Origin of the sequence: Sphingobacterium athyrii (assembly GCF_003071065.1) — a bacterium.
Lineage (GTDB): Bacteria > Bacteroidota > Bacteroidia > Sphingobacteriales > Sphingobacteriaceae > Sphingobacterium > Sphingobacterium athyrii.
Window position 1 is genome coordinate 12,975 of the sequence record NZ_QCXX01000007.1, and the last position, 24,110, is coordinate 37,084.

Annotated in this window: 25 protein-coding genes and 5 tRNA genes; 3 read left to right on the forward strand and 27 right to left on the reverse strand. The window is 38.5% G+C overall.

Annotation, left to right across the window (positions count from 1 at the left end; all coding sequences use genetic code 11):
• Positions 1 to 163: 163 nt before the first annotated feature.
• The 11 genes from DCO56_RS21650 to DCO56_RS21690 form a co-directional block, all read right to left on the reverse strand.
• Complete coding sequence (locus tag DCO56_RS21650) at positions 164 to 637, reverse strand: CPBP family intramembrane glutamic endopeptidase (RefSeq protein ID WP_108635841.1); 474 nt, start codon at positions 635 to 637, stop codon at positions 164 to 166.
• A 116-nt stretch (positions 638 to 753) separates the two neighbouring features.
• A complete protein-coding gene (locus DCO56_RS21655; protein ID WP_165305685.1) occupies positions 754 to 1,602 on the reverse strand; it encodes a TraB/GumN family protein in 849 nt (282 codons plus the stop codon).
• Between the two features lie 19 nt (positions 1,603 to 1,621).
• Positions 1,622 to 1,753 (reverse strand): hypothetical protein, encoded by a 132-nt coding sequence (locus tag DCO56_RS29915; protein WP_277603201.1) that lies wholly within the window; start codon positions 1,751 to 1,753, stop codon positions 1,622 to 1,624.
• Between the two features lie 252 nt (positions 1,754 to 2,005).
• Entirely contained in the window at positions 2,006 to 2,596 is a 591-nt protein-coding gene (locus DCO56_RS21660) for a DUF3267 domain-containing protein (protein ID WP_108635843.1), read from the reverse strand.
• Between the two features lie 1,618 nt (positions 2,597 to 4,214).
• A complete protein-coding gene (locus DCO56_RS21665) occupies positions 4,215 to 4,811 on the reverse strand; it encodes a CPBP family intramembrane glutamic endopeptidase (RefSeq protein ID WP_108635844.1) in 597 nt (198 codons plus the stop codon).
• A gap of 89 nt (positions 4,812 to 4,900) precedes the next feature.
• On the reverse strand, positions 4,901 to 5,374 hold the full coding sequence (locus DCO56_RS21670; protein WP_165305683.1) for a CPBP family intramembrane glutamic endopeptidase: 474 nt from the start codon (positions 5,372 to 5,374) through the stop codon (positions 4,901 to 4,903).
• A gap of 69 nt (positions 5,375 to 5,443) precedes the next feature.
• Positions 5,444 to 5,593, reverse strand: coding sequence for a hypothetical protein (locus tag DCO56_RS29370; protein WP_165305682.1), 150 nt, complete (start codon positions 5,591 to 5,593; stop codon positions 5,444 to 5,446).
• 90 nt (positions 5,594 to 5,683) lie between these two features.
• On the reverse strand, positions 5,684 to 6,016 hold the full coding sequence (locus tag DCO56_RS21675; protein ID WP_108635846.1) for a hypothetical protein: 333 nt from the start codon (positions 6,014 to 6,016) through the stop codon (positions 5,684 to 5,686).
• Positions 6,017 to 6,021: 5 nt separating this feature from the next.
• Positions 6,022 to 7,368: a TolC family protein gene (locus DCO56_RS21680; RefSeq protein WP_108635847.1), complete on the reverse strand. Its 1,347-nt coding sequence runs from the start codon at positions 7,366 to 7,368 to the stop codon at positions 6,022 to 6,024.
• Between the two features lie 16 nt (positions 7,369 to 7,384).
• The gene (locus tag DCO56_RS21685; protein ID WP_108635848.1) at positions 7,385 to 9,547 is read right to left on the reverse strand and encodes a peptidase domain-containing ABC transporter; all 2,163 of its coding nucleotides are present in this window, start codon (positions 9,545 to 9,547) and stop codon (positions 7,385 to 7,387) included.
• Between the two features lie 37 nt (positions 9,548 to 9,584).
• Entirely contained in the window at positions 9,585 to 10,685 is a 1,101-nt protein-coding gene (locus tag DCO56_RS21690; RefSeq protein WP_108636102.1) for an HlyD family secretion protein, read from the reverse strand.
• 113 nt (positions 10,686 to 10,798) lie between these two features.
• On the opposite strand from DCO56_RS21690, the gene DCO56_RS21695 reads away from it, so the two are divergent.
• A complete protein-coding gene (locus tag DCO56_RS21695) occupies positions 10,799 to 11,440 on the forward strand; it encodes a rhomboid family intramembrane serine protease (RefSeq protein ID WP_108635849.1) in 642 nt (213 codons plus the stop codon).
• Here DCO56_RS21695 and DCO56_RS29375 read toward each other — a convergent pair.
• Positions 11,437 to 11,574: a hypothetical protein gene (locus DCO56_RS29375; RefSeq protein WP_165305681.1), complete on the reverse strand. Its 138-nt coding sequence runs from the start codon at positions 11,572 to 11,574 to the stop codon at positions 11,437 to 11,439. The genes DCO56_RS21695 and DCO56_RS29375 overlap by 4 nt on opposite strands.
• Before the next feature lie 156 nt (positions 11,575 to 11,730).
• On the opposite strand from DCO56_RS29375, the gene DCO56_RS21700 reads away from it, so the two are divergent.
• Positions 11,731 to 12,054 (forward strand): helix-turn-helix domain-containing protein, encoded by a 324-nt coding sequence (locus tag DCO56_RS21700; RefSeq protein ID WP_108635850.1) that lies wholly within the window; start codon positions 11,731 to 11,733, stop codon positions 12,052 to 12,054.
• Between the two features lies 1 nt (position 12,055).
• Here DCO56_RS21700 and DCO56_RS21705 read toward each other — a convergent pair whose 3' ends face one another.
• The 10 genes from DCO56_RS21705 to DCO56_RS21750 all read right to left on the reverse strand — a co-directional run bounded on the left by DCO56_RS21705 (position 12,056) and on the right by DCO56_RS21750 (position 16,311).
• Positions 12,056 to 12,472 carry a hypothetical protein gene (locus DCO56_RS21705; protein ID WP_108635851.1) on the reverse strand — a complete coding sequence of 139 codons (417 nt, stop codon included), beginning with the start codon at positions 12,470 to 12,472 and terminating at the stop codon, positions 12,056 to 12,058.
• Between the two features lie 146 nt (positions 12,473 to 12,618).
• The gene (locus DCO56_RS21710; RefSeq protein WP_146191112.1) at positions 12,619 to 13,362 is read right to left on the reverse strand and encodes a hypothetical protein; all 744 of its coding nucleotides are present in this window, start codon (positions 13,360 to 13,362) and stop codon (positions 12,619 to 12,621) included.
• Between the two features lie 206 nt (positions 13,363 to 13,568).
• Positions 13,569 to 14,114, reverse strand: a complete 546-nt coding sequence (gene nusG / locus DCO56_RS21715) for a transcription termination/antitermination protein NusG (RefSeq protein WP_104384853.1) — start codon at positions 14,112 to 14,114, stop codon at positions 13,569 to 13,571.
• 20 nt (positions 14,115 to 14,134) lie between these two features.
• The gene (gene secE, locus DCO56_RS21720) at positions 14,135 to 14,329 is read right to left on the reverse strand and encodes a preprotein translocase subunit SecE (protein ID WP_028072657.1); all 195 of its coding nucleotides are present in this window, start codon (positions 14,327 to 14,329) and stop codon (positions 14,135 to 14,137) included.
• A gap of 23 nt (positions 14,330 to 14,352) precedes the next feature.
• Positions 14,353 to 14,423 (reverse strand) — tRNA-Trp (locus DCO56_RS21725).
• Positions 14,424 to 14,586: 163 nt separating this feature from the next.
• Positions 14,587 to 15,771: an elongation factor Tu gene (gene tuf / locus DCO56_RS21730; protein ID WP_077437774.1), complete on the reverse strand. Its 1,185-nt coding sequence runs from the start codon at positions 15,769 to 15,771 to the stop codon at positions 14,587 to 14,589.
• Between the two features lie 72 nt (positions 15,772 to 15,843).
• Positions 15,844 to 15,915, reverse strand: a tRNA-Thr gene (locus DCO56_RS21735).
• A 95-nt stretch (positions 15,916 to 16,010) separates the two neighbouring features.
• Positions 16,011 to 16,083 (reverse strand) — tRNA-Gly (locus tag DCO56_RS21740).
• Between the two features lie 48 nt (positions 16,084 to 16,131).
• A tRNA-Tyr gene (locus tag DCO56_RS21745) sits at positions 16,132 to 16,212 on the reverse strand.
• A 26-nt stretch (positions 16,213 to 16,238) separates the two neighbouring features.
• Positions 16,239 to 16,311, reverse strand: a tRNA-Thr gene (locus tag DCO56_RS21750).
• Positions 16,312 to 16,636: 325 nt separating this feature from the next.
• Here DCO56_RS21750 and DCO56_RS21755 point away from each other — a divergent pair.
• Positions 16,637 to 17,800: a BamA/TamA family outer membrane protein gene (locus DCO56_RS21755; protein ID WP_108635853.1), complete on the forward strand. Its 1,164-nt coding sequence runs from the start codon at positions 16,637 to 16,639 to the stop codon at positions 17,798 to 17,800.
• 254 nt (positions 17,801 to 18,054) lie between these two features.
• Here DCO56_RS21755 and DCO56_RS29775 read toward each other — a convergent pair whose 3' ends face one another.
• From DCO56_RS29775 to DCO56_RS21780, 5 genes are all read right to left on the reverse strand, one after another.
• Positions 18,055 to 18,591 (reverse strand): hypothetical protein, encoded by a 537-nt coding sequence (locus DCO56_RS29775; protein ID WP_245935894.1) that lies wholly within the window; start codon positions 18,589 to 18,591, stop codon positions 18,055 to 18,057.
• Positions 18,592 to 18,849: 258 nt separating this feature from the next.
• A complete protein-coding gene (locus DCO56_RS21765; RefSeq protein WP_108635855.1) occupies positions 18,850 to 20,169 on the reverse strand; it encodes a sensor histidine kinase in 1,320 nt (439 codons plus the stop codon).
• Between the two features lie 3 nt (positions 20,170 to 20,172).
• Entirely contained in the window at positions 20,173 to 21,534 is a 1,362-nt protein-coding gene (locus tag DCO56_RS21770) for a sigma-54-dependent transcriptional regulator (protein WP_108635856.1), read from the reverse strand.
• Between the two features lie 31 nt (positions 21,535 to 21,565).
• Positions 21,566 to 22,948: a TolC family protein gene (locus DCO56_RS21775; protein ID WP_146191113.1), complete on the reverse strand. Its 1,383-nt coding sequence runs from the start codon at positions 22,946 to 22,948 to the stop codon at positions 21,566 to 21,568.
• A gap of 176 nt (positions 22,949 to 23,124) precedes the next feature.
• Positions 23,125 to 23,985, reverse strand: coding sequence for a TraB/GumN family protein (locus tag DCO56_RS21780; RefSeq protein WP_108635858.1), 861 nt, complete (start codon positions 23,983 to 23,985; stop codon positions 23,125 to 23,127).
• Positions 23,986 to 24,110: the final 125 nt, after the last annotated feature.

Below are 24,110 nucleotides of genomic sequence, written 5' to 3' on the forward strand. Positions count from 1 at the left end.
TACTTTAGATTTTAGTTACTGTTCCATCATAGACATTTACCGACGGGATGGGCAATTTTTTCTGCTCGTCTACAAACTGTATCTGAGCCTTGGATTGTAGATTTGCGAGCAGACAAATCAGAATAATAATAAACCTTATTCCCATATTGTAGAGAAGCTTCGACTAAGCATAAGTACTAAAAAAAGCAACTATATTGGCCATGGCATGTAGTGCAATCAGCAATAAAATTTTATTCCATTTTCCTTGTGGACGTAATGCCATATAATAATAAGCAAATACAAACCCTGAAATAATAGTTGCAAGTATATACCATATATTATAATAATGAAATAAACCAAAAACAATAGCTGCAATAACAACGCTAATTGAAGCGGAAACTTTTAATTTACGTAATACTTCCAATATAAAAAATTGTGCAAAAAAAGTTTCCAAGATCGGCGCCACAATCACCAATAACACAAATGTAAATGTCAATCCCTGTTTATGATATTCCTCAATATCAGCAAAACCTGGCGAGAAATGATCAAAAAGATAATACGCACCCCAATTTGTCATTTCTTCAATTAAAAAGAATACCAGAAAAAAATACAGATTTCTATGCTTAGGTATTGCTATTACTTTAAAAATATCGCTCATTTTATACAGCTAACATCATTAAATTACGAAGCAGCATTTGATTCCTTGCCAACAACATAATTTAGTCTCCCCCCCCTATCAACGTACTACTTACTTTATATCTAAAAAATAACACCTTAATTAATTGCCGTCAGGCTATAACCCTTTTCTCTAAGTAATGAGATCAACCCCTTTTCACCAGACAGGTGTCCAGCTCCTACAGCAACGAAGCAGCTCTGCTCCTTGACTAAATTCGGAATAATCGTTGTCCAGTTTACATTCCGTCCTGCCAAGAGCTTTTCTTTCTGTTCAGCTGTCATCCAAGTCGGATCCTGAATCAATTCCGTTAACTCGGTTAAGTTTTCATTCTTATAGGCGGCTACCATCTTAGCTGTCAGCTCAGGATACTTATCCAACTGAAACACTGACTCCATAAATAACTTTGGCGTAATCAAATCTTTTAATAGATTGAATTGAAAATCGGGAGTTTCAAGTTCGCCAATTGACTTTCCCTTTATTCTTGCGATCTCTGCCAATTCGGCCTCAAATGATTTGATCTTGGTTGGATCCGGACAGTTAAAACCTTTCATTGCAAATAAGGACATGGCCGTGACAGGCGATACATAATCCAATAGTTTAATGGAAAGCTGCTGAGGCACCAAGATGCTATCCATACTTTTTATATCACTTTCAGTAAATTTTTTTATAAAATCAGGCTGCGGAGCGGCGAAAGCCTGCATGATCTGTAGATTTTCAGGCTTCGTCAGATCAACTTCAAACACGACTTTCTCACTTGAGTTAAGCGCATCCAGGCATTTCTGTTTGATTTCAAAATCGTCAGGACACAACATGTGGATCGTACCAAACAAATAGGAATCGTGTTTCAGGCCATTTCCCGAGATTTTCCATAGCATCGAATTACTTTGCGCAAAGCCACCAGAAGTGACAAAAAAGAAGAGTATTAGGAGAATAAAATATTTTTTCATGTATATTAATATAAGATTATTATTTATTTCTGGCCGCATTCAAACCATCTTCAAATCCTCGAATAAGTTCGCCAACATTAGATAGAAGGTATACACAAAATGCCAAAACAGCTATTATACCTACAAATTTTAAAAGTGTTTTAATTTTCATGATGATTTAGATTTTAGTTTATGTACCAAAAATAAACATTACGATATATTTGTACCACAACCTGTGGTTGTATTGCAATAAATTTCTTTTTTTGGCAAATAAGTAGCAAAATGGCGTATTAATATACGGGATCAAGGCATCTCTTATTACAATAGTTGGGTTGGAGGCATTGGAAGAAATTAAGAACTAGCTACATGGTATTTAGACCAGCCCTTCAGATAGGATATTCTTCGTAATCAGAAATCCGCTAAATTACATAACCTTTTTCAAAACAAAACACCCTCCCTCAGTAGGATGATCAAGTACCAGGTTATCTTTATTCTCTTTATAAATTAAATTTAAAATCATGAAATCACCTGCTGCTGCACCTGAGAAAAAAATTGCAAAAAGTAATAGTGGCAAATTCCCCGTAAAAATTGAATAAATACCTGGCAATAAACCAACTATAATAAAAGGCATAACAAGAGCAAGCATATAAGCCCTAACTTGTAGGGGTTCTTTACAATGAGCATAGGGCGTGAGCATCTTCCATAAAACACCAAATTTTATCGATTTAAAACCCTCTTTGGCGAAAAATGCAAATACAATACCATGAATCAATTCATGAATAACGATACCCGAAACAATAATAATTACATAAACCCACCATACATTAGAATCCTTATCATAAATATTATTTTTCATTATAGAAAAACTTTCCTTTATATCCCATAACAAATAAAAAGGCAGTCCATATAATAAAATAAAAATAGCAAAGAACAAAAAACCAACTACATTGGCTTTATACAAATTAATTAATCGTGGCTCTACGACATATCCTGGATAATTCTCTATTTCACTCATAAATTTCTAGCTTTACATCTGCTTATTATTATCTAAAACCAACACCGCCACAGTGTGGACTTAATTTAATCAAGATGTTCATCATTAAATCACCAAATATAACAACTGCTTTTCAATAGTACTTGTTTGCTCTATAACGATGCATTATAAATCAAGAAAGATAGCATTGTTTATATTTTTTAGATAATACCAACAATGCTATCTAAAATTCATGTTAAGTTAACGCTAAACCTATCGCCAACCCCGCAACAAATCATTAGAATCAACAGAGGTATACCTCCACCATCAAGTTCCTGCATTTCCACTTCTGTAAGTGGAACCAATGACATATTTTCAATTTTCATATTATTACGAATTAACTAGCAACATACATACGAATTTCAGCTCCAATAAAAAAACCAACAGCCATGAACCGAACCCGAATTTTGTCGGATGAGCTCTTGAATGCCGATAATAAAGAAAAAACTCCATGAAAAAAGTTCTCGGTGCCTTTTGAAAACATGCACTTTTAGAAAAAATAAAAAGCGCTATATATGAATATTCAATTTGCTATTTCAATACGCTGTCGTTCAGCAGTATTTTTCCCTATTCTATAACCTATATAAAAAGCTATTAACAATAGAAAACCAAAGCATATAAATGCATCCACATATTTACGTTTTACACTTAATTGAAGAATGTTTTTGTTCACCAATATACTCTCTATTTGCGTTTTTTATGAAATATCGGGAATCGTTCGCATACCACTTTTATTTATAGGTGAAGATCCTCAATATTTTTACTGGCTTGCACTTCCCCCTATTTCATATCCTAAAGCAAACTCAGCATTCCCTATCAATCACCTCATTTCTTTCTTATCAATTTATTCTTGTGATTTTTATGCTCTCCTTCAAATACGCATGCTATCGACACAGCTCTTTGATCTTCACTATCAAATTATCAATATCAATTTGGAGCAAATACACTAATATAGCAATGGCTACAACAGTTAGCACATTTTTCCATATTTTTTTTGTTCCTTCACTCATTTTATATAGGAAAGTATTTGAATAACATTCCGCCTAGAACGTAACCCAGCCTATAAAGAATAAATATGAAAGCGAGTGCTAAAAAGCAAAAATTCTTGTGAGACACAAAAAACAAATAAAACTTCTCCATACATTGATAATGAATTAGAAACTTAGGAATCTAAAAATAAAAATATTGATCGATTTTTGCAATAAACAAATGGAATAATTTCCAGAAAACTCTTAAAAAATTCTCGCTCTTCTCATCTAAGCTTTTATCAATGTGATATAAAATGTAAATCGATTCGCTATCTTCCAACACGGTTATTATTATATTCAAAAACTAAGCGTATTAAGCTTAATTTTTTTAATCAATCTCGGTTCTACAACAAACCCAGAATAATTCTTTATTTCATTCATAAGTTTATTTTTGCTCCAGATAATCATTATGTTTTCTCGATATTAATCGATTGATGAATGCAGAAGAATGAAAATTTGACTTGATGATTTAGATTTGATTTACTATTCCAAAAATAGGCAACACCTCCCGTACAAACTATAACCAGAAGTTGTATTTTGAAATATTTTAACAGAATATTTAGCATTTTTATTTACAAATTGTCATTAATAGATTTCTTATCATAGCGAGAAACAGTAAATACAACAAGGCATAACAAAAGCCCCCGAACAATTAGGCTTGCAAGCCCCCCTTCTATTCCATAGGCTCCTCCAAACCAATAATTGACGGTTGGAAAAGTAAGATTAAACCAACCTTCCTTTATCGTTCCACTCATTGGGAGCGAAAATAACCATTGAGCATAATTCCATCCGAAGTGCAATCCTATCGGGTAATATATATATTTTGTCTGCATATAAGCATAGGCATAAATAATACCGCCTAAAAAATGGGAAAAAAAAGCAATGGCAGTGAAATTAGAATTTGCCAAATGACAAATAGCAAATAACAAACTGGAAATTACTATTGATTTTTTTCTACTGAAAGATTTCCCTAAACCTTTAATCAAATAATATCTAAATATGATCTCTTCAAAAAAAGCTGAACAGATACATATTAGAAAAATATTAAATTGATCAGACATGGTAATAGTGTTGGAAGCTATATCCAAGCCAAACAATAGAAAAAACACAATCAAAATAATACTTGATTGTAAGGTACCAAATATTAAAAGTTCTATTTTCTGTTTCAATAAATCAAACTTAGGAAGAACCTAAGTAGTAAAGTACTTAGGTTCTTACGTAAAATAGTTTTTATTTTGAAAGTACTAAATTACCCATCTTATATATAATCAAAAAATGAAATAAAATTCCCTATCAAATGAAGCATAAAAACAAATACTATTTTATTGCTTTTCCCTTGATCCCGTAGAGCCATATAGTAATACGGTAATATCCAACCCGTCAATAAAATATAACCCATATATGGAATATTATAATTGTGAAATAATGCAAAGATAACGGTACTAACAACAATAGCTATACTGGGCGAAATCTTTAGCTTTAATAGTAACTCCAGCGCGACAAATTGGAACACTATTGTTTCAAATAGTGGAGCAAATATTACCATGATTACAAATAAAAGCCACTTAGGAACATTAGCGACTGACTCTACAGCACCAAAATCAAATGTAAAATAATTAATGATCTGCGTAAAACCGTAACTTAGAATAGTATCTATAAAAAAAAACAGCAAAAAAAATAAAAAATTATATTTTTTATGTATTTTAATAACAGGAAATAATATATATTTCATACAAACCATTAAACGAATGGTATGGCATCTACTCAAATAAAGTCAATGCCACACCAAATTAGATAACTATTATAAAAAAGTTTCCGCAACCCAAACAGCTAGCTCCCCAGCTGCCTTCAACCATTTACCTACGCGTGTCTGCTGTCCACCATCAATTTCCATCATTTCCTTAGCATTCATCTCTTGAACACCGAAACCTTTTAAATCTAATGTATTCATTTTTTTGATTTATAAAAAATTAGCTCCTACTCTATTTTAAGCCTTTTCGGATTCCTGCTTTGTTATTTAATACTACTAAATTACTTTTCCTCAATGCACAAAAAAAGCATTCAATAAATGAATTGAAATAAAGTTGTCACCCGCATTTGCTTGCCTCATTTGATTTAGATCTAGCAAATGGATATTTTCTTGCTGAACTTCTACCTTGATTTGTATTGAGTATTCTTTTTCATAATAATACGTATTAAGCGATCTATCAAAAGCAATTGGAGCACCTATATCCTTGAGATATTCAATAATACGGGCCAATCGCGATACAGAAAGCCCAAGTCGAATCGCTAGTTCCGACTGAGTCCCCGTCCTTCTCCGCCTGATCAACTTGTCCAACAAATTAATCCGGTCTATATATTGGAATAACTTCATATAATTTAATTTATCGTTCCATAAATCTGGTAGCGTAGCAGCAGCTGATTGAACACCACATTATATTTGCTGCGGATCTTTTCCGACTCCGCCTTGATCAAATTACTTTTACTGGTATTGATGTCGTAAATAGATGCCTTGCCTGCCTCAAAACTCCGCAAGGTGTAATCCAAAGATTGCTCCGTTGCCGTGCTCGCTTCTACCGCAATACCATATTGCTTTCTGTTCTCGTCCAATTCAAGCAATAGCTTGTCTAGGATATGTTGCTGAGCGAGCCTTTCATTGTCGGCCGACAATTGGATATTTTGCTTGTTAAATTCGATCTGCTTCAACTGCCGTTTTGTTTTCCCCTTGTTAAATATGGGTACCGAAACCGTTACGGCGAGCTGCTGGGCAAAATTATCTTTGCTCTGCACAAAAAAAGACCGCGTATTCTCTGCTTTAAACGCATTGAAATATGTACTCCCCAAACCAGCAGATCCTTTTACTGTCGGAAATAGTGCTGCTTTAATTAGCTTGGATTCGAGGTCAAGTCCATCCTTTTGATTTTGGAGTTTAGCAAATACTGGATTATGTAAATAGGCTTCTTCCCGCAAGTTCGATATTTCCGAAAAAGTACTGTCATGCTGCGGATCTTGCGCAGTTATCGGGACCGCCAATCGCAAACTACTGTAATCTGGATGGTTCATCAATTGAGCCAATTTGAGCAAGGACTGTTGTCTATCTTTGTGATACTGCTGATATTGCTGCCTTTCCCGTGCCAGATTGGCTTTTGCTTCTGCAACTACCGACACAGCTGTTGCTCCCACCGCCGTACTTTTCTCGGCTTTATCCAATAACTGCTTTGAAAACTGCATGGCCGAATCCTGTGATACCAATAGCGCCTGAGCCAGCAAAGTCTGCAGATAGGCTTCCATCAGCTGAACGGTAAGATTTCTTTTCAATATTTCTTTCTCGATACGTTCCTGCTCCGCTTCAGAAGCTGCTTTTTTGGCCTGATTGCGAAAATAATTATACTGGTAAAGGGTTAGTTCCGCGTTGATCCCCATATTGCTATTCAAGTTATCATTACGCCGGATCGTACCGAACACATCCTGTGATGATCCAAAAGTGGTATAACCGTTCGCATAGCCATTGACACTTGGCAAACGCTCACGGAGTGCCATTTCCTGATCCAACACCTTTATCGCAGCCTTAATTTCCTGCTGCTTGATCGGCAGATTATGCTCCACCGCATAATCGATACAGTCTTGCAAAGTCCAGGTTTGTTGTGCCAGCACATCCACAGACAGCATTACCCATATAAGAATAAGACAATACTTTATACTCTCCCTTCGATAAATGTTCATCATTGAATAATAGGCTAGATTAGTTTAACACGATCGATTGCTTTTTCCACATATCCTTATAAACCGACTCCTGCGCCAGTAGCTGCTTATGTTCCCCCTGTTCGATAAGTACACCGTCTTTAAGCACAAGGATCGTATCCGCTTCCGCAATGGTGCTCAGCCGATGTGCAATGACGATCATCGTCTTACCCGAATCTTTGAAGCGGCGAAAAGCCCGTTGAATCACCTGTTCCGTTGATGTATCCAAGGCCGAAGTCGCTTCGTCTAAAATGAGAATATCCGGATCACGATATAGCGCACGCGCAATGGCAATACGTTGCCGCTGTCCACCCGATAACATAGACCCGTTTTCACCCAGCTGTGTCTCAAAACCAGCAGGTAGCTTTTCGATAAAAGACATCATGTCCAATTCATTGACCACCTGCAATAGACGCTGAAAATTAGGGATATCCTCCCCGACGACTATGTTACTAATGACGTTACCCGAAAATAAATCAATCTGCTGGGGTACTATGGCGATGCGTTCCCGAAGTGAACTCTTTGAGATATAATTCAGATCGTACTGTCCAATGGAGATCTTGCCCTCCTGTAGCGGGTACAGTTTTTGGATAAGTGCTCCGAGAGTGGTCTTACCGCTGCCACTCTCCCCGATCACAGCTGTCATTTTCCCCTGCTCTATTCGGCAGCTAAAATTGCGGAATACCTCCACCCGCGATCCATAGGAAAAACGGACATTATCGAATACGATATCACCAACCAGATCCGATGTCAGCTGTAATTTTTCTTCGGATTCCTCACGCTCCAGATCCATGATTTCAAACAACCGATCTGCAGCGATCAATGCATTCTGCAAGGTTTTGTTCATTCCGATCAATTGTGTCACCGGCCCGGTAAAATATCCGATCAACGCATAAAAGGATAAGAGTTCGCCCGGTGTGATCGTACGTTCGATCACATAATAAGAGCCTGCCCATAAGAGGATAATGGTAAAGAGCCGCGACAACAATTCACCAGAGGTGCTGGAAAACAATCCATTCATCACCGAGGCATAGATTGTTTTCAACAAATGCGAAAACCTGTTGTCTGTACCGCTATTGAAATAAGTTTCGATACCAAACTGCTTGATAGTCTTGACCGAATTGAGCGATTCGACCAGATGCGATTCCAGTTCGGCTCCCTCTTCCATCATCCGCCGCTCTACTTTTTTGTTTAGTTTATTGGAAAGCCAATATACCCCCAGATAAAAGGGGATAACGAGCAGCATTATCAACGCCAGTTTCCAGAAATAAGTAAACATGAGCGCAAAGGAAAATACCACGATCAGCACATTGACCACAGCCTGTATGGCCACATCATTGATAAAAGCACGAATTTTGACCGCATCATTGACCCGCGATATAATCTCGCCGACTTTCATTGTATCAAAGAAGCGCTGCGGAAGGCTCAGCAAGTGTTTATAATAGCCTAAAATAAGATACTTGTCGATCCTTTGTCCCGTCTGTAAGACCATCACGCTTTTCAATGTACCAATGAGCAGCTGAAAAACCAGAATGACCAGCATACCGATAGAAAGCAGGTTCAGTAGGCGTACATTGCCATCCACCAGCACATAGTCGGTAATTTTTTCAATGTAAAATGATGTTGAAAGTCCCAGCAGCGTATACACCGCAGCGCCGACCAGCGCCTGAACAATGACCGAGCGATGCGGCTTGATCAGATTCCAAAATCTTTTATAAACGGCGGTCTTTTCATTTTTCTGTTCAAAGTACTCATTAGGTTCCATTAATATCAGTACCCCGGTCCAGATCTTCTGAAAGGCCTCAAATGTGTATTTTTCCACTTTTCCCAGTCCGGGATCCATCACCGTAATTTTATCTTTTTCAACCTGATAGATCACCACATAATGCTGGAGCTGCTCTTTAAGTACAACATGAGCAATTGCCGGAAGCGGGATCTGCGGAATAGCATCCATTGCGCCCTTGACACCTTTGGCATTAAAACCCATCTGCTGCAGTCCTTGCACCATCCCCAATACATTGGTACCACGCGTGTCGGTATGGCAATACTGTCTGATCTTGGCGATGGGAATATGCGTGCCATAATAGCCTGCAATAGAAGCCAGACAAGCCGCTCCACAGTCACGGATATCGTGCTGTTTGATACAAACAGGTGATTTTTTCATTCGTACAAATTATTATTGTCAGATAATAGAGAAGTTTTTATAATGCGCTCGTTTTAGCGCCAAGGTTTGGATTGAACAGGTCATCAGCCCGATCAAACAGGAGCTGCCATAAGGTACGGTCCAAGAGATAAAATCGGGCATTGAATGTATTCCCCTTTCCTACAAAGACCTTATTACCATTGGGTAAGCCCAGAAAATTTTGATCCATGCGGCACCTGACCCTAAAAAAAGATCCCTGCTGCTGATCCGTCACCAAATTGTAGTCGATATCATGCACTGTACCCGACAGAAATCCCCATTGGTTATAATTATACGTATCCATCTGAAACTTTACCGATTGACCGTTTTTGATGTAGCCAATGGATTTGGTAGGCACCATACATTCGGCTATAAGCTGATCTTCTGGTGAAATTTCGAGGATATCCTGACCCTGTACCAGCTGTCCTCCTTTTTGATACCCTTTAAAATTGACCACGGTCCCAGTGATAGGTGCCCGAACAATATAGTTTTGACCATCAATCAAGATAGACTTTTTCTCAGACGACAGCGATTGCGCCTTTTGTTGCAATTCGACCAGCTTAGCACTCCATTGCGCCATCTGTTGTTTGCGTATTGTTAGAAACTGATTTTCCAGTTGTTCAAAGGAATATTTGGTCTTATCGAGCTCAGCTTGAGACACCACCCCCTGGCTATATAGTTTATTATTACGCTCCAGTTCGCGGCGTGCTAATGTAAGTTGCGACTGGATTTCGGACATCCGCTGCTCCATCGATAGATATTCCAACTGGTATTGTCCACCTTGCACGTTTTTTGCGTCTCCCGCGAGAATGAGTTTCAGGTCAGCAATCTGTCGTGAATAGTCTGCCATCAAATCCTTATTTAAGGACAGCTTATTTTCCAGATCTTCAGAGACGACAATCAGTAAAGTGTCCCCTTCCTTTACCTGCTGATTGTTGCCCACGATACGATTGTCAATGATGCGACCACTGACCAAAGAGAGTATTTTTGCATTCTCCATCTTGGGCCTAATGATCCCCTGTGCCGAAATTGAGATCGGCACCTTGATTAACGGCAATAATATCAGCCCTATCACTATAGCCGCTATCAGCAGTAAGTATATGATATTTGTTCTTTTCATCTTGGTTTTGATCAACGATACAAAATTGATCAATAGCCCGAACACCCACCACAACCTGAGGTTGTATTTTAAAATTTATTAATTATCTTCGGAAGCACAATTAATGGCCGTTGATGAAATTTTTTGATATATTTCCAACTTTTTCCGAAGCTCCATATTCCTATATCGTCGTTCCGATTATATTGGCCTGCAGCATGATTGGATTTTATCACAAACCATTTTTCCATGCACTGATCCTGCACCCCTACGAAATAGCAAGAGGTAAGCGTATTCATACCTTGCTTACCTCCGCATTAGTTCATCGCAACGGGATTCACCTATTGTTTAATTGTATTGTAATTTTTGGATTAGGGTATGATATGTTTGCCGTCTTAAATCAAGCATATAGTATTATCATTGCACAGGTGTTCACAATATTGATTTTTCTTCTTTTTATAATAGTACCTAATTTCGTTCAAACACTTTTTAAAAAGAAAGACTTCAGGTTTACGGCTGTTGGTGCATCAGGCCTTTCCTCTGCACTATTCGGTTTTTCCACACTATTTTTCCCTTTGCAAAAAATCAATCATTTATTTATACCTTGGATTCATAATGCCACACATTATTGGCTATATATGTTATTAATATCTTTTCTACTTTCATTCATCAAGATTTCTAGAATAAATAGACCATTACACTTAGTCGCATTTATCCTTGGCTCTATATTAGCACTCATAATCAGCCCTTATACATTCGAGTTGAAAGATGCTTTTTAAGGTTTAAAATAGTTCAATATTGACTCAAACCAACTTACATCTTTAGAATTTTCCCTTTCAGTTCCCCCCTCAATTTCCACCACTTCTTTTTCATCTAATTCTCTTACGTTAATTTCTTTTAATTTTTTTTCCATGATATCTGATTTTTATTTTTTCAAAATTCACAGAAAAGCAGTTTAGGTACCACAACCTGAGGTTATATCCTATAACCACCAGTTTTATCATAGAAAAACTTACAACTTCAAGTTATATTTATTAAATTAGGCCTTCTTATTTGGGTATTGAAAAGAATGGCAAAAGAGGAAATCGGAACTATTATCAGACAGAAAAGAGAGAGCCTCAAGATATCACAAGAGGCTGTTGCGTTTATTTTGAACATGTCACAGGCAGCGTATTCAAAAATTGAACGAAATGAGACTAAACTAAAAGTGGAGCAAGTTTACAAGATAGCTGACTATTTTGGCATTACGATCTATGAATTGTTGCCGCCTGCCCTAGCAAGCGATATAACCGGAGAAAATATATTCGGGCTGCTCTTTAATTATATCATGATTGCATGGAAAAAAACAAAAAAGCAATTTAAGAAAAAGAATACCGATATTCATGAAGCCTAGTTTATCCAAAAAATGCGATATGTGCCAGAAAGGCCTCAGCGTATATCGGGCCTATCGGAATTTTATGATTGACATGTTCTAGCGTCACCGAATTTGCAGTGACCGATATTATTTTATCAATTCCGCCATAGCTGCACTCGCCCTCCAGCATAAAAAATAAATACAGAAATCGCTCGGGTACATTAAGATTAAAACGGAAGGGTACAAGGGCTTCAACCTGAATAAGATCGACAAAGAATGAATCGTAAAAATAATACTGGCTCATCAGCCTACCAGCTTCATCATCCGCAAGCTGAATAGTATTACCAGTAGCAAAGTGTAAATCATAGCGATAGGTGGTGTAGCTCGGCTCCATGGCGTGACATTTTCCATCTTCCCATACGATGTAATAAGGTCTATTTTTTTGGCTCTTTAGCATAGGCTAACAAATTTGGTTAAAACTTGCTTCAAAAGTTTTTTACCAATCTAGCCTACTTAGCCAAAAACGAAAAAAGTAATCGATGAAATCGGACGGTTTTCGGACGAAATTCCGAAATGAACAATTCCATGTACAAAGCATCCGTATTACCCGGATGTATTATTGCGCAAATGATCACAGCGGAGCGCAAGATTCTTTAGCTTTTTTTCAAGCGCCTTCTTTGAATCCTGCTGCAGCATAGCACCATCCATATTCCGCAATGTCCGCAATGCTTCATAAATCAGATTACGTATTAATATGCGATTGCTTTCATTATCAAATAAACGTTCTATCACGCGGATCTGTGTCTGGATACCAGCCTCCTCGTCATCAGGTAATAACATGGCTCGGGATTCAAGCCTGCCTAAGTGAACTTCCAGTTCTCCTTTCGATTTTTTGAGCTGGCCTGTAACCTCAAGGTCTTTCAAGCTCCTAGAAGCTCCCTCTATTAATTTGATTATTATAGTTTTACTTCCTTTATTCTTTAGAGAACGTCTTATTAGCTCAATTTTCTTTCGCAGCCCCTCAAGAGCGTTTGCTGATGGAGCTTCCTTTTCTTGCCGTCCGTTGGCACGAAGTTCTTTTGCCTTATCTTTCTCATCCGTCACTTCCTTGTAGGCTTCCAGCACTAATTCTGTTTTGCTAGGAAGGTCCAGTTCCTCGCGTCTGCTCGTCAGATGCCAACCATCACATGCGATACAATGATAAGATCTTACGGGAGCATAGCCTGACTCGTTCAGAATTTCTTTGTTATTATATTGCATAAAGTTTTCGGCCTTTTTCTGCGATTCGAAAAGCATTTTTGAACGTTGTGCCTCTCTACAAAAAAATCGACTTTTTGTTGGTTTCATAGTTCATAATTTTTATAAAAGGTTCTGGGAACATATGACCGGCAGTTCAATTTACAAAAAAAAACAGATACCGCTTTTAACATTTTCTTTACAAAGAACGGTGCTGATGAAGCAGTCATCAGTCCGAGATAACATAAAAGAGGAAAAAATAAAAAAAAAGCCTTACATTTTCATGTAAAGCTTTTCTCTATCGTTAATTACTAATCTTACTCTTTTTCTACTTGCATGTAGTTTAACTCCAGCGGAGTCTTACGACCGAAGACTTTCACCATGACGATCAATTTCTTCTTATCTTCATGAACTTCTTCGATCTCACCAGTAAATCCATTGAAAGGGCCATCGTTTACTTTCACTGTTTCGCCCACATAGTAAGGAACATTAATGGTTTCACCTTGCTCGGCCATTTCATCTACCTTACCTAGAATACGATTTACTTCTGCTTGGCGCAAAGGAACAGCATTACCAGCTTTGTCTCCCAAGAAACCAATTACGCTATTGATATTTTTGATGACGTGTTCTAACTCTCCGTCAAGAGCGGCTTCCAATAAAACATAACCAGGATAGTAGTTACGTTCTTTAGCAACCTTCTTGCCATCGCGCATTAAGTAGTATTTCTCCATTGGAATTAACACTTGAGGAACCAAGTGTTCAATACCTAAACGACTAACCTCGGCATCAATATATTGCTTTACTTTCTTTTCTTTACCACTTACAGCACGAACTACGTACCACTTTAAACCTTGATCTGCCATAAATAAATACGATTGAAAAATTAAGAAGCAATACCGTACAAGAATTCTAACCCTACACTTGAAGCTTTATCCATTACAAAGACAACCAATGCAATAAGAAGAGACGCAACAAGCACAATAACAGCTGAACTTTGTAACTGAGACCACGTAGGCCAAGTCACTTTCTCAGTGATCTCCACGTAAGAGTCTTTAAAAAAATCAAGTACTTTTGCCATTTTAGTTTATCTGTTTTTATAAGCACGGGCACCAGGACTCGAACCCAGACCAAAGGTTTTGGAGACCTTCGTTCTACCTTTAAACTATGCCCGTGTATTTCTTATTTTGTGATGCAAATATAGTGTTTTAAACCACTTTCTGCAAATCTTTTTTTACTTTTTTTTATTTTAATCCGATAAATCGCTTATCGAAAAAATAAGCTAATCAACAGCAGTTGATTAGCTTATTCTATGTGATTCTAGATCTTTATGAAAGACTAGATGATTTCAGTTACCTGACCAGCACCTACTGTACGACCACCCTCACGGATAGCGAAACGTAGACCTTTTTCCATAGCGATAGGAGAGATCAATTTAACAGAGATCGTAACGTTATCACCTGGCATAACCATTTCAGTACCTTCTGGTAAAGAGATTTCTCCAGTTACGTCAGTTGTACGGAAATAGAATTGAGGACGGTATTTGTTGAAGAATGGTGTGTGACGACCACCTTCAGCTTTTGACAATACGTAAACCTCAGCTTTGAAATGATCGTGAGGAGTTACTGAACCTGGTTTACAGATAACCATACCACGTTTGATATCAGTTTTCTCAATACCACGTAACAATAAACCTACGTTATCACCAGCTTCACCGTAATCTAAGATTTTACGGAACATCTCAACACCTGTTACTGTAGATTTCAAGTTCTCAGCACCCATACCTAAGATCTCAACTGGATCACCAGAGTTGATTACACCTCTTTCGATACGACCTGTAGCAACTGTACCACGACCAGTGATTGAGAATACGTCCTCGATAGGCATCAAGAAAGGTAAATCAGTCAAACGTGGAGGAATTGGAATGTAGTTATCTACAGCATCCATTAATTCCATGATTTTCTCAACCCACTCAGGCTCACCGTTCAATGCACCTAAAGCAGATCCTTTGATTACAGGGATATCATCACCTGGGAATTCGTAGAATGATAATAACTCACGAACTTCCATTTCTACTAAGTCTAACAACTCAGGGTCGTCAACTAAGTCAGTTTTGTTCATGAATACTACTAACGCAGGAACACCTACCTGGCGAGCCAACAAGATGTGCTCACGAGTTTGAGGCATAGGACCATCAGTCGCAGCAACTACGATGATAGCACCGTCCATTTGAGCAGCACCAGTTACCATGTTCTTAACGTAGTCAGCGTGACCCGGACAGTCAACGTGTGCATAGTGACGGTTAGCTGTAGAATATTCTACGTGTGCAGTATTGATTGTGATACCACGCTCTTTTTCTTCAGGAGCAGAGTCAATTGAATCAAATGAACGAGCTTCTGACAAACCTTTATCAGCCAACACTTTAGTGATAGCAGCTGTAGTTGTAGTTTTACCGTGGTCAACGTGACCGATAGTACCAATGTTTAAGTGTGGTTTACTACGGTCAAATTTCTCTTTTGCCATGTTTATGCGAATTAGTAATTATAAATTATTTCTATTTGTTATATACTCTTGCTTAACTTTTACACAAGTACGAGCCAAAGATGGGATTTGAACCCACGACCTCTTCCTTACCAAGGAAGTGCTCTACCCCTGAGCTACTTCGGCTTACTAAAAAACCTTATTTACGTATTAATGCCCCCACCTTTAGATACATTATTATCAAAGAAGATAGAGACTAAATTTAATACTTGAAAAATTTGAGCGGAAGACGAGGTTCGAACTCGCGACCTATAGCTTGGAAGGCTATCGCTCTACCAACTGAGCTACTTCCGCTTAATAACTAGAAACTAGAGTAAATCTAAACTCCAATTAAAAAAAGTGTGGAGGGAGAAGGATTCGAACCTTCGAAGCCGAAGCAACGGATTTACAGTCCGTCCCATTTGACCGCTCTGGAACCCCTCCAGACCTGTAACTTTCGTTACATTTAGAGCCTCTTATCGGGATCGAACCAATGACCTACTGATTACAAGTCAGTTGCTCTACCAGCTGAGCTAAAGAGGCTTCTAATATTTTTAAAATAACTTACGTTCTATCAACGCCAATCCGATAACTTTATCTTTTCAGCGAGTGCAAATATCGAATTTACTTTTGATTTTTGCAAGTTTATTTTTTACTTTTTTTTCATTTAAAGAACTAAGCAAACTTCGTTATTATGAACCGTTGTTCCCTTGTTTGCTGATGCAAAGATAGACACAAAACTCACTTTACAAAAATAATTGTCAAAAAAAAACAACACTTTTTGTCAATTATACTGATATGCAGCACAATAATTTTTAATTGACTATTTGCCTATTTTGGTTATTTGCCTAATGTGCTATCTTTGGGCATGCAAATTTTACCGCAATCACTTTCAAAACTTACCCGCTATACAGCGCTACTTGCACTATTTGTAGCTGGTAAAGGCGATTTGAAAGCTCAAAATATTATTCAAAAATTGAGTAAAAAATTTCTTTCGGCTGAAAAAGACTCCACCCGATCAGGCAGTTTTATGGTTTTACCGGCCGTTGGTTACGCCCAGGAAACGGGAGTAGAATATGGATTAGCGAGTTCATACAACTTTTACCTGGACAAGTCTGATCCCCATATCCGTACCTCCACAATGACGCTCATGGGGACGTTTACATCCAAACATCAGTCAAATTTTAAATTTCAAACTGATCTTTGGACAAAAAATAACGATTACCATTTCGTCAGTGAAATCCGATACCGCAACTGGCCATTTAATTACTATGGCATCGGCATGGATACCTGGAAGAAGGATGAAGAAAGGGTTGATCAAAAGCTATTTCGATTAAAACTGGAAGCTGAGAAAAAAGTCGGCAACCATCTTTATTCGGGCATCAATATACAGTACGATAATTTTTCAATCCGTAGCGATAGCAGCGACCATATATTCAATCAATCGGGTCTTATCGGAAAAGAGGGCGGTCAACAATTGCTGCTTGGCGTATCTCAATTATTTGACAACCGAGACAATGTTTCCTATAGCACCCGTGGTTATTATGCCAAATTGCGACTTGCTTACGCGCCTAAGTTATGGACCAGCACAGACTTCAACGGGGCAAACTTGGACATAGACCTTCGCGGCTTTATTCCATTGCATAAAAAAGTCACACTGGCACTTCAGGGGATCTTTCGCTCGACATTCGGGAAAACAGTTCCTTTCTATAATTACCGTGAACTGGGTGGCGACATGATGATGCGCGGGTATTACCTCGGTCGTTATCGTGACAAAAATTACCTTGCTTCCCAAGCGGAATTACGTTACCGCTTTCATCCTCGTTTTGGTATTGTCGGTTTTTCGGGAATTGGATCAACCTTTTCAAAAGAAAACAGCAGCAGATATGTACCGAGTTACGGTGGTGGCTTGCGCTACTTCTTTAGCTTAGAGCACAATAGCAGTATCCGATTTGATTATTCCTATGGTGAACAGAGGACGGGTGAGAAAAGACAGTCTGGTTTTTATCTATCTTTAAGCGAAGCTTTTTAATTAAAAACGGGGGAGCCTCAGCTGATGGCCTCCCTCTTTAGACCGCCTCCCTTTTCATAAATAGCAATAAAAGCATCTGATTGATGCTATTTTCGTTCTGTGACCACAATAAGTTTGACCCCAGGTAAAGTCCGCCTTTTTAAGTGAGCGTATTATGCTGATAAGATGTCCGCATTCCGGTCATAAAACGAAGCGGAAAACTTCAGAGACCTAATAAACTTTACGCAAAGCTTGTCGGAAGTAAAGAGAACAAACTAAAACCTGATCAGAAAATTTTCCTTTCGTTGTCCGGCCCTAAAAAAGACCAAACCAATTCGATACAGATCTATCGTGACAACCACGCGATCATCATCCCTAAGTTTGTTCCAATACTCTTCCCGTTCGACCGACAAATGGGGCTCGTTTACAATCAGCATATCGCGTTCACCGACAACAGCCAGAAAATCCAGATCAAGGTTTGTTTGGTCAATATAATAGATCTTCCTAAAAGAATAACTTCCGGCCTTCTGTTTAAATAGCTCCTCATAACTCGCTGGAGGCTCATCAGTCAAAAACATAAACTGATCATAGGCAAAAGTTTTTAGTAGACGGTCGACCAGCAGATATTTTTTTATCTCCACCTTCCCCCCCATGCTGACCTCACGGGGCAAGTTTAAGATCCTATCAGGATCATCCTGCTGATAAATTACTTCATCCACCAATTTATAAACAAACGGAGAATGTGTCCCATGACGGCTATGGGATATGAAATAATGGCGCCAGTACTTCAAGTGGTAGTTCATTGGCTGCAAACATCGAAAAATTTACGTTGATATACAATTTAATTCGTGCGCTATACCACACATTTCATCATCTACAGCCTTATAAAAGCACTTTTCGGATTCAAATTCCGGCAATAGTTGATCGTAGTTTTACATATAGCAATTTCGCTTTTACGAATTATTTCACATGGAACATTCAATTACAAAGACAGAAACAAGCCATTTAAGCCCCACCTGGAGCACAGGAAAATTTTACAGGTAAGAATATATTGTATTTGTGATAGTACGTTAAAATTGAAGTATAAAGGCACTGCCTTCTCCCTCCACACTGTTAAGAAAAATGGTGCCCTTATGTAGCAACATAATTTGCTTACTCAGCGTTAGGCCAACCCCAGTACCTGTTTTCTTTGTCGTAAAAAAGGGGGTGAATATCTGTTCCTGGAGATCAGCGGGAATTCCCGAACCATTATCTTCGATGCGAACCTGCACCTTGCCGTCTATTTCCAATGCGGACAAACTAATGTATGCGTCTTCCCTGGTCTTTACCGCATCGATGGCATTCAGCATCAAATTGATAATAACTTGTTCAATCAGATTGACATCAGCATAAAGTATCAAACGCGTATTCTTTAAGATAATATCGACATCAATATTTTTTTGAATCAATGTCGGCTCGAGCAGCTGATAGATATGTTCAAATAGCTGGGAAACCTGAATTGGTGCCAGCTGTGGCTGATCCACTTTGTTGATCATGCGGTAGCTTTTTGCAAAATGCAGCAGTCCTTCACTCCGACGTTTGATGGTGGATATACCTGTTTTTAGATCTTCAATATCCTCATGTCCTCTAAAATGATCCAAACGCCCATTGAGCGTTTCGGCCAACGAACTGATCGGCGCAATAGAATTCATGATCTCGTGCGTAAGCACACGTAATAATTTATGCCAGGCTTTTGTCTCGGTCTCGTCGATAGCTTCATTGATATTTTGATAAACGACAATACGGAATACGGCATCCTGGGTCTCAAAACTAGAGCTCTGGATCAACAATTTTATCTTTCCTTTGCTTGACTGAATGGGTTCCATCTGCTGTTGGCCATTGTCCAGCAGCATCGTTTTTTCATAGAGGTCAGGATTCTTCTTTTTTAACCCGGCGATATTCCCGAGGTGTGGCAGATGAAACAGCTGTTTAAAGGCATCGTTCACCCACATTACTTTTCCCGTGTCCATTTCATAGAAGATAATGGCCGAGTTAAGCATATTGATGACACGATCGAGGTACTGATGCTGTATTTCCTGCTTAATGCTAATTTCCTTATACGTTTCGTTAATCTGATTAAAAGCGCGGAAAAGCTGCCCTTCTACCGATTTTGGATTTTTAACCAAAAAACGTCGTGTGAAGTCACGATATTTGACTGCTTCGGCAAATTCCACAAGCTGCCTTTCCAAAAAATTATATTGGGCATACAGATTGAAACCAAGATACAGCATTATGCAAAAGATCAATGCAGCCTGCACGTACTCATGCTTCATCAACAGGTAGGCACCGACAACCGAAGCCGCCAAAAGCAAAATAATCTTAATTACATTTAAAACTTTTCCATGTCTCATAGACTAGATATCGTATTTCTCCAAACGTCTGTAGAGTGCGGCACGTGTTAGCCCCAGCTCCTTTGCGGCTTTGCTGATATTGCCGTTATAACGTTCGATGGCTGATTTGATGGCTTTCCGTTCCAATTCTTCCAGATTTTGGCTACTGGATACGGATTCAACAGCGACCTGCTCCACCTGTTGTTCAATGGGTGAGAAAAATAGATCATTTCCTGCAATGCTTACCTGATCAGCCATAATGACCGCCCGTTCGATACTATATTGTAACTCACGAACATTTCCCGGAAAATGGTAAGCAAAAAGCTTTTTTATGGCATCAGGTTCAAACCCCTCGATCCGCTTATTATATTTTTTGGCATAGATATCCAGAAAATGTATGGCCAATAGTCTAATATCTTCTCCTCTTTCACGTAATGGTGGCACCTGAATCTCCACGGTATTGATCCGATAAATCAAATCCTTTCGAAAACGACTTTCGTCAGCCAGGTGTTTCAGGGATACATTTGTCGCCGAAATGAGTCGTATATCCACAGGGATCGGTTGGTAAGAACCCAGCGGTGTAACCTGTCGATTTTGCAATACAGTCAATAGTTTGGCCTGTTGCTGCAAAGAAATATTTCCAATTTCATCCAGGAACAATGTGCCGCCATTTGCAGCTTCGAAACGTCCCTGACGATCCTCCCGAGCATCTGTGAACGCCCCTTTTTTATAACCGAAAAGCTCACTTTCAAATAACGTTTCTGTCAGCGCTCCCACATCAACTTTCACATACACCTGATCCGAGCGTAACGAGCGCCGTTGAATCGCCTGAGCAATCAAATCCTTACCTGTACCGTTTTCACCCAAAATCAAGATATTGGCGTCCGTTGGCGCTATTTTCTCCAGCTTATATTGCAGTTCGTCCATGACCGGGGAGTTACCGATCAGATCCGGAGTATTGCTTGAACGTAAAAGCGAATTTTTATTTTTCTTCTCTCTATTTTTCGATTCCGCCAGCACGCTTTCAATTGTGGCCAGCAACTGCTCATTTTCCCAGGGCTTGACCACAAAATCAGCGGCTCCCTGTTTCAGCGATTTTACGGCCAGATCTACGGCGCCATAAGCTGTGATCATAATCACATGAACCTGTGGAAACTTTTCCTTGATCCGCGACAACCAATATAATCCTTCATTTCCGGTATTGATGGTACTTTTGAAATTCATATCCAGAAGCACAAGGTCATAAGGCATTTTCTCCAAATGTCCAATCAGGTTTTCTGGATTAGATTCGACTTGAACATGGTTAACTTTAGGTTTTAGCAAAATCCTTGCTGCTGTGAGTAAATCTTGGTCATCGTCGACAACTAAAATAGATGCTTTTTTCATATTCCCTGGCTTCTTTCAGACACTAAGATAACTATAAATTTAACGAGCCTGCGTAATAATCATTGATATATTTTTGTAGCAACCATTCATACTGCTTGACAACCAACTGGATCTGGCTATTATCATACTTGGTCTTCGCCGTTAAAAATATAACGGAATTGCTGTTCCCCAGTTCGAATACAACTTTGGCAATGCGAAATGATTCGGCAAAGTTTGTGTTCTGCTCATGCAATTGCACAATATTATTACTGGCATTCTTAAGATTAAAAACCGCATTTGATGTTTCAGCTCTTAAATTATTTAGGGCAATCTCCCGTTGGAATTTAGTTGATTCTAAATCTAGTTTAGCTAATTTAACATCATTCCTTACTTTAAATCTATTGAATACAGGGATTGAAAGATTGAGCGAAACGTATTTCCCAACGTTGTTTTTCATTTGGTACCAATAATCCCCTTCCATTCCATTTTTGGAATAATTCGAATTCAATCCACCACTTAATGATAAAGAAGGCCAATAGGATGATTGTGCTATTTTGATATTCTTTTCGGCTGCTTTAATTTTCCAATCCAGTGCCGGAATATCCGGCAGGTTTTCCGTAGCCAATTTATAAAGTGTTGTAGCATCTACTTTTTGCGCGTCAGTTGTCAATTCCAATGCTTGTAGATCGCCCAGCTGTGCTTCGTCAATATTTAAAAAACCCGCCATTTTAACACGATTCATATAAAGAATCTGTTTATTGTTTTCGATAGAATTGATATCATTGGCAAGTTGCCCCTTCAGATCATAATAATCTCCGGGATTAATGGCGCCTTCCCTTTGCATTGCTTCGGCACGACGCACCTGTTCACGTGTCACCTCAGTCTGCAATTCAGATTGCTTCAAAACATCTTGTGCGGTCAGTACCTGGATGTAAGCTGTAATAACATCAAGTTTCAAAGCATTAACCTGAGAATCAAATTCAAGTTTTCCGGCCGTCTTCGCATCAGCTCGCATCCGGATATCATTTAAAATCCGAAATCCGTTAAATACCGGCACGCTAGCATCTAACGAGAAATTTCCAGAAGAGTTATTTCTGGTAATGTACTGATTTGTGGAGTTATCAACCGAACGTCCGGAGGTAAGACTGTGACCTAATCGTCCATTTAAATCAGGTAATCGGTTAGCCTTTGCTTGCGAAAGATTCACTTCTGCACGTTTAACAGCTAATTCATTCTGTAATAAAGTTGGATTGGCTTTTATTGCCAATTGGATACATTCAGTCAAACTACGTTTTGGTCGCTGATTTTCACTATTGACGGTTGATTCCTTGTTGAAGACAGCCTTCTCTTCTATTCCCTGCTCACTTTGTTGTGCGTCCACTTTCGCGTAAGCCAGCAAAAAACACAATGTACTATATATATAGATTCTCTTCATATCCACTTTTTGTTTCCAAACAGACCATCGCCATGCCAAATAACGAAAAGACTATATATCAAATAGATACAAAAAAAGTATTTTCAAAAATGTTCATTAATGAACAGTCGGTGTGCGTAGTTGGACAATATCAGGCAACACCCAATAAGAATAACTGTCAGTAGCACGATCGGGGATCAATTAATCGGAGACATCTGATATCCACGCTGTTGCAACAGATCAAATAAATTATTCTTATTGTCTGCCAAGTTTATTAGATCAACAGTAAATAGTACACCGCCTTTATCCGCCGCTTCAATTAGGGGACATAGTTCCTTTGCCCGAAGCATATCTGTTTCACTGGGCCGCAAAAACCTGCTCAATGAATAAAGGTCAATAATACCTTTTGTATCCTCTTGTTCATAACAGGCAGCCTTCTTCGCTAAATCTGCCTTCAATTCTGTTTCATTAGCGAGAAAATATTTAATCCGCTCAACTCTCCATTCATTGGGAACACCCAACAAGTTGGCAACCGAATGTTCAAAATCGACTAATTCTTTCACCTCAATCCCATACTGCCCCGCATATTCACTAAAGGTTTTTGCAATTACATTAGTTTTATTACAGTCGCCCGCGGCTTTTCTTTTCAATAAGTTTTCGATAAATACAGGAGTCATCTTATTCAACGTTTTTTCATCGATATTCATTTCACGCATTCGCTCCCGCAGTCGATCATATTCCTTATCCGTTAAAAATCCGCGAATAGATGGCTCTTTTTTTTTCAAAAACATTACTTCGGCACTTCGACTATCAGATTTCTTATTTGATAATGCTGACTCCATATAATATGTGTGGATATTGGAACGTAAACCAAGAATCCTATCCAGTAAAGACTGTGGAATATCACACAGATCTCCCGTGACTAATACAAGATATGAACTTTCAACATTTCCTTTTTTCTTTATTTCCCATAGCAAAGAATTTGTATTGTTAAATTGAGCGCTAGCCAAAAAAGCACTACATAGTAACAGGAGAAAAAAACAAACTTTCTTTATCATAACAGTCAATAATTAATTATTTAAACGGATAAAATTAATCAAAATTGATAAGATCGGGAAAGTTAAAAATTCCGTAACGGAATCATCTATCAATGTTGATCCACAAAATTATTAAAACAAAACGA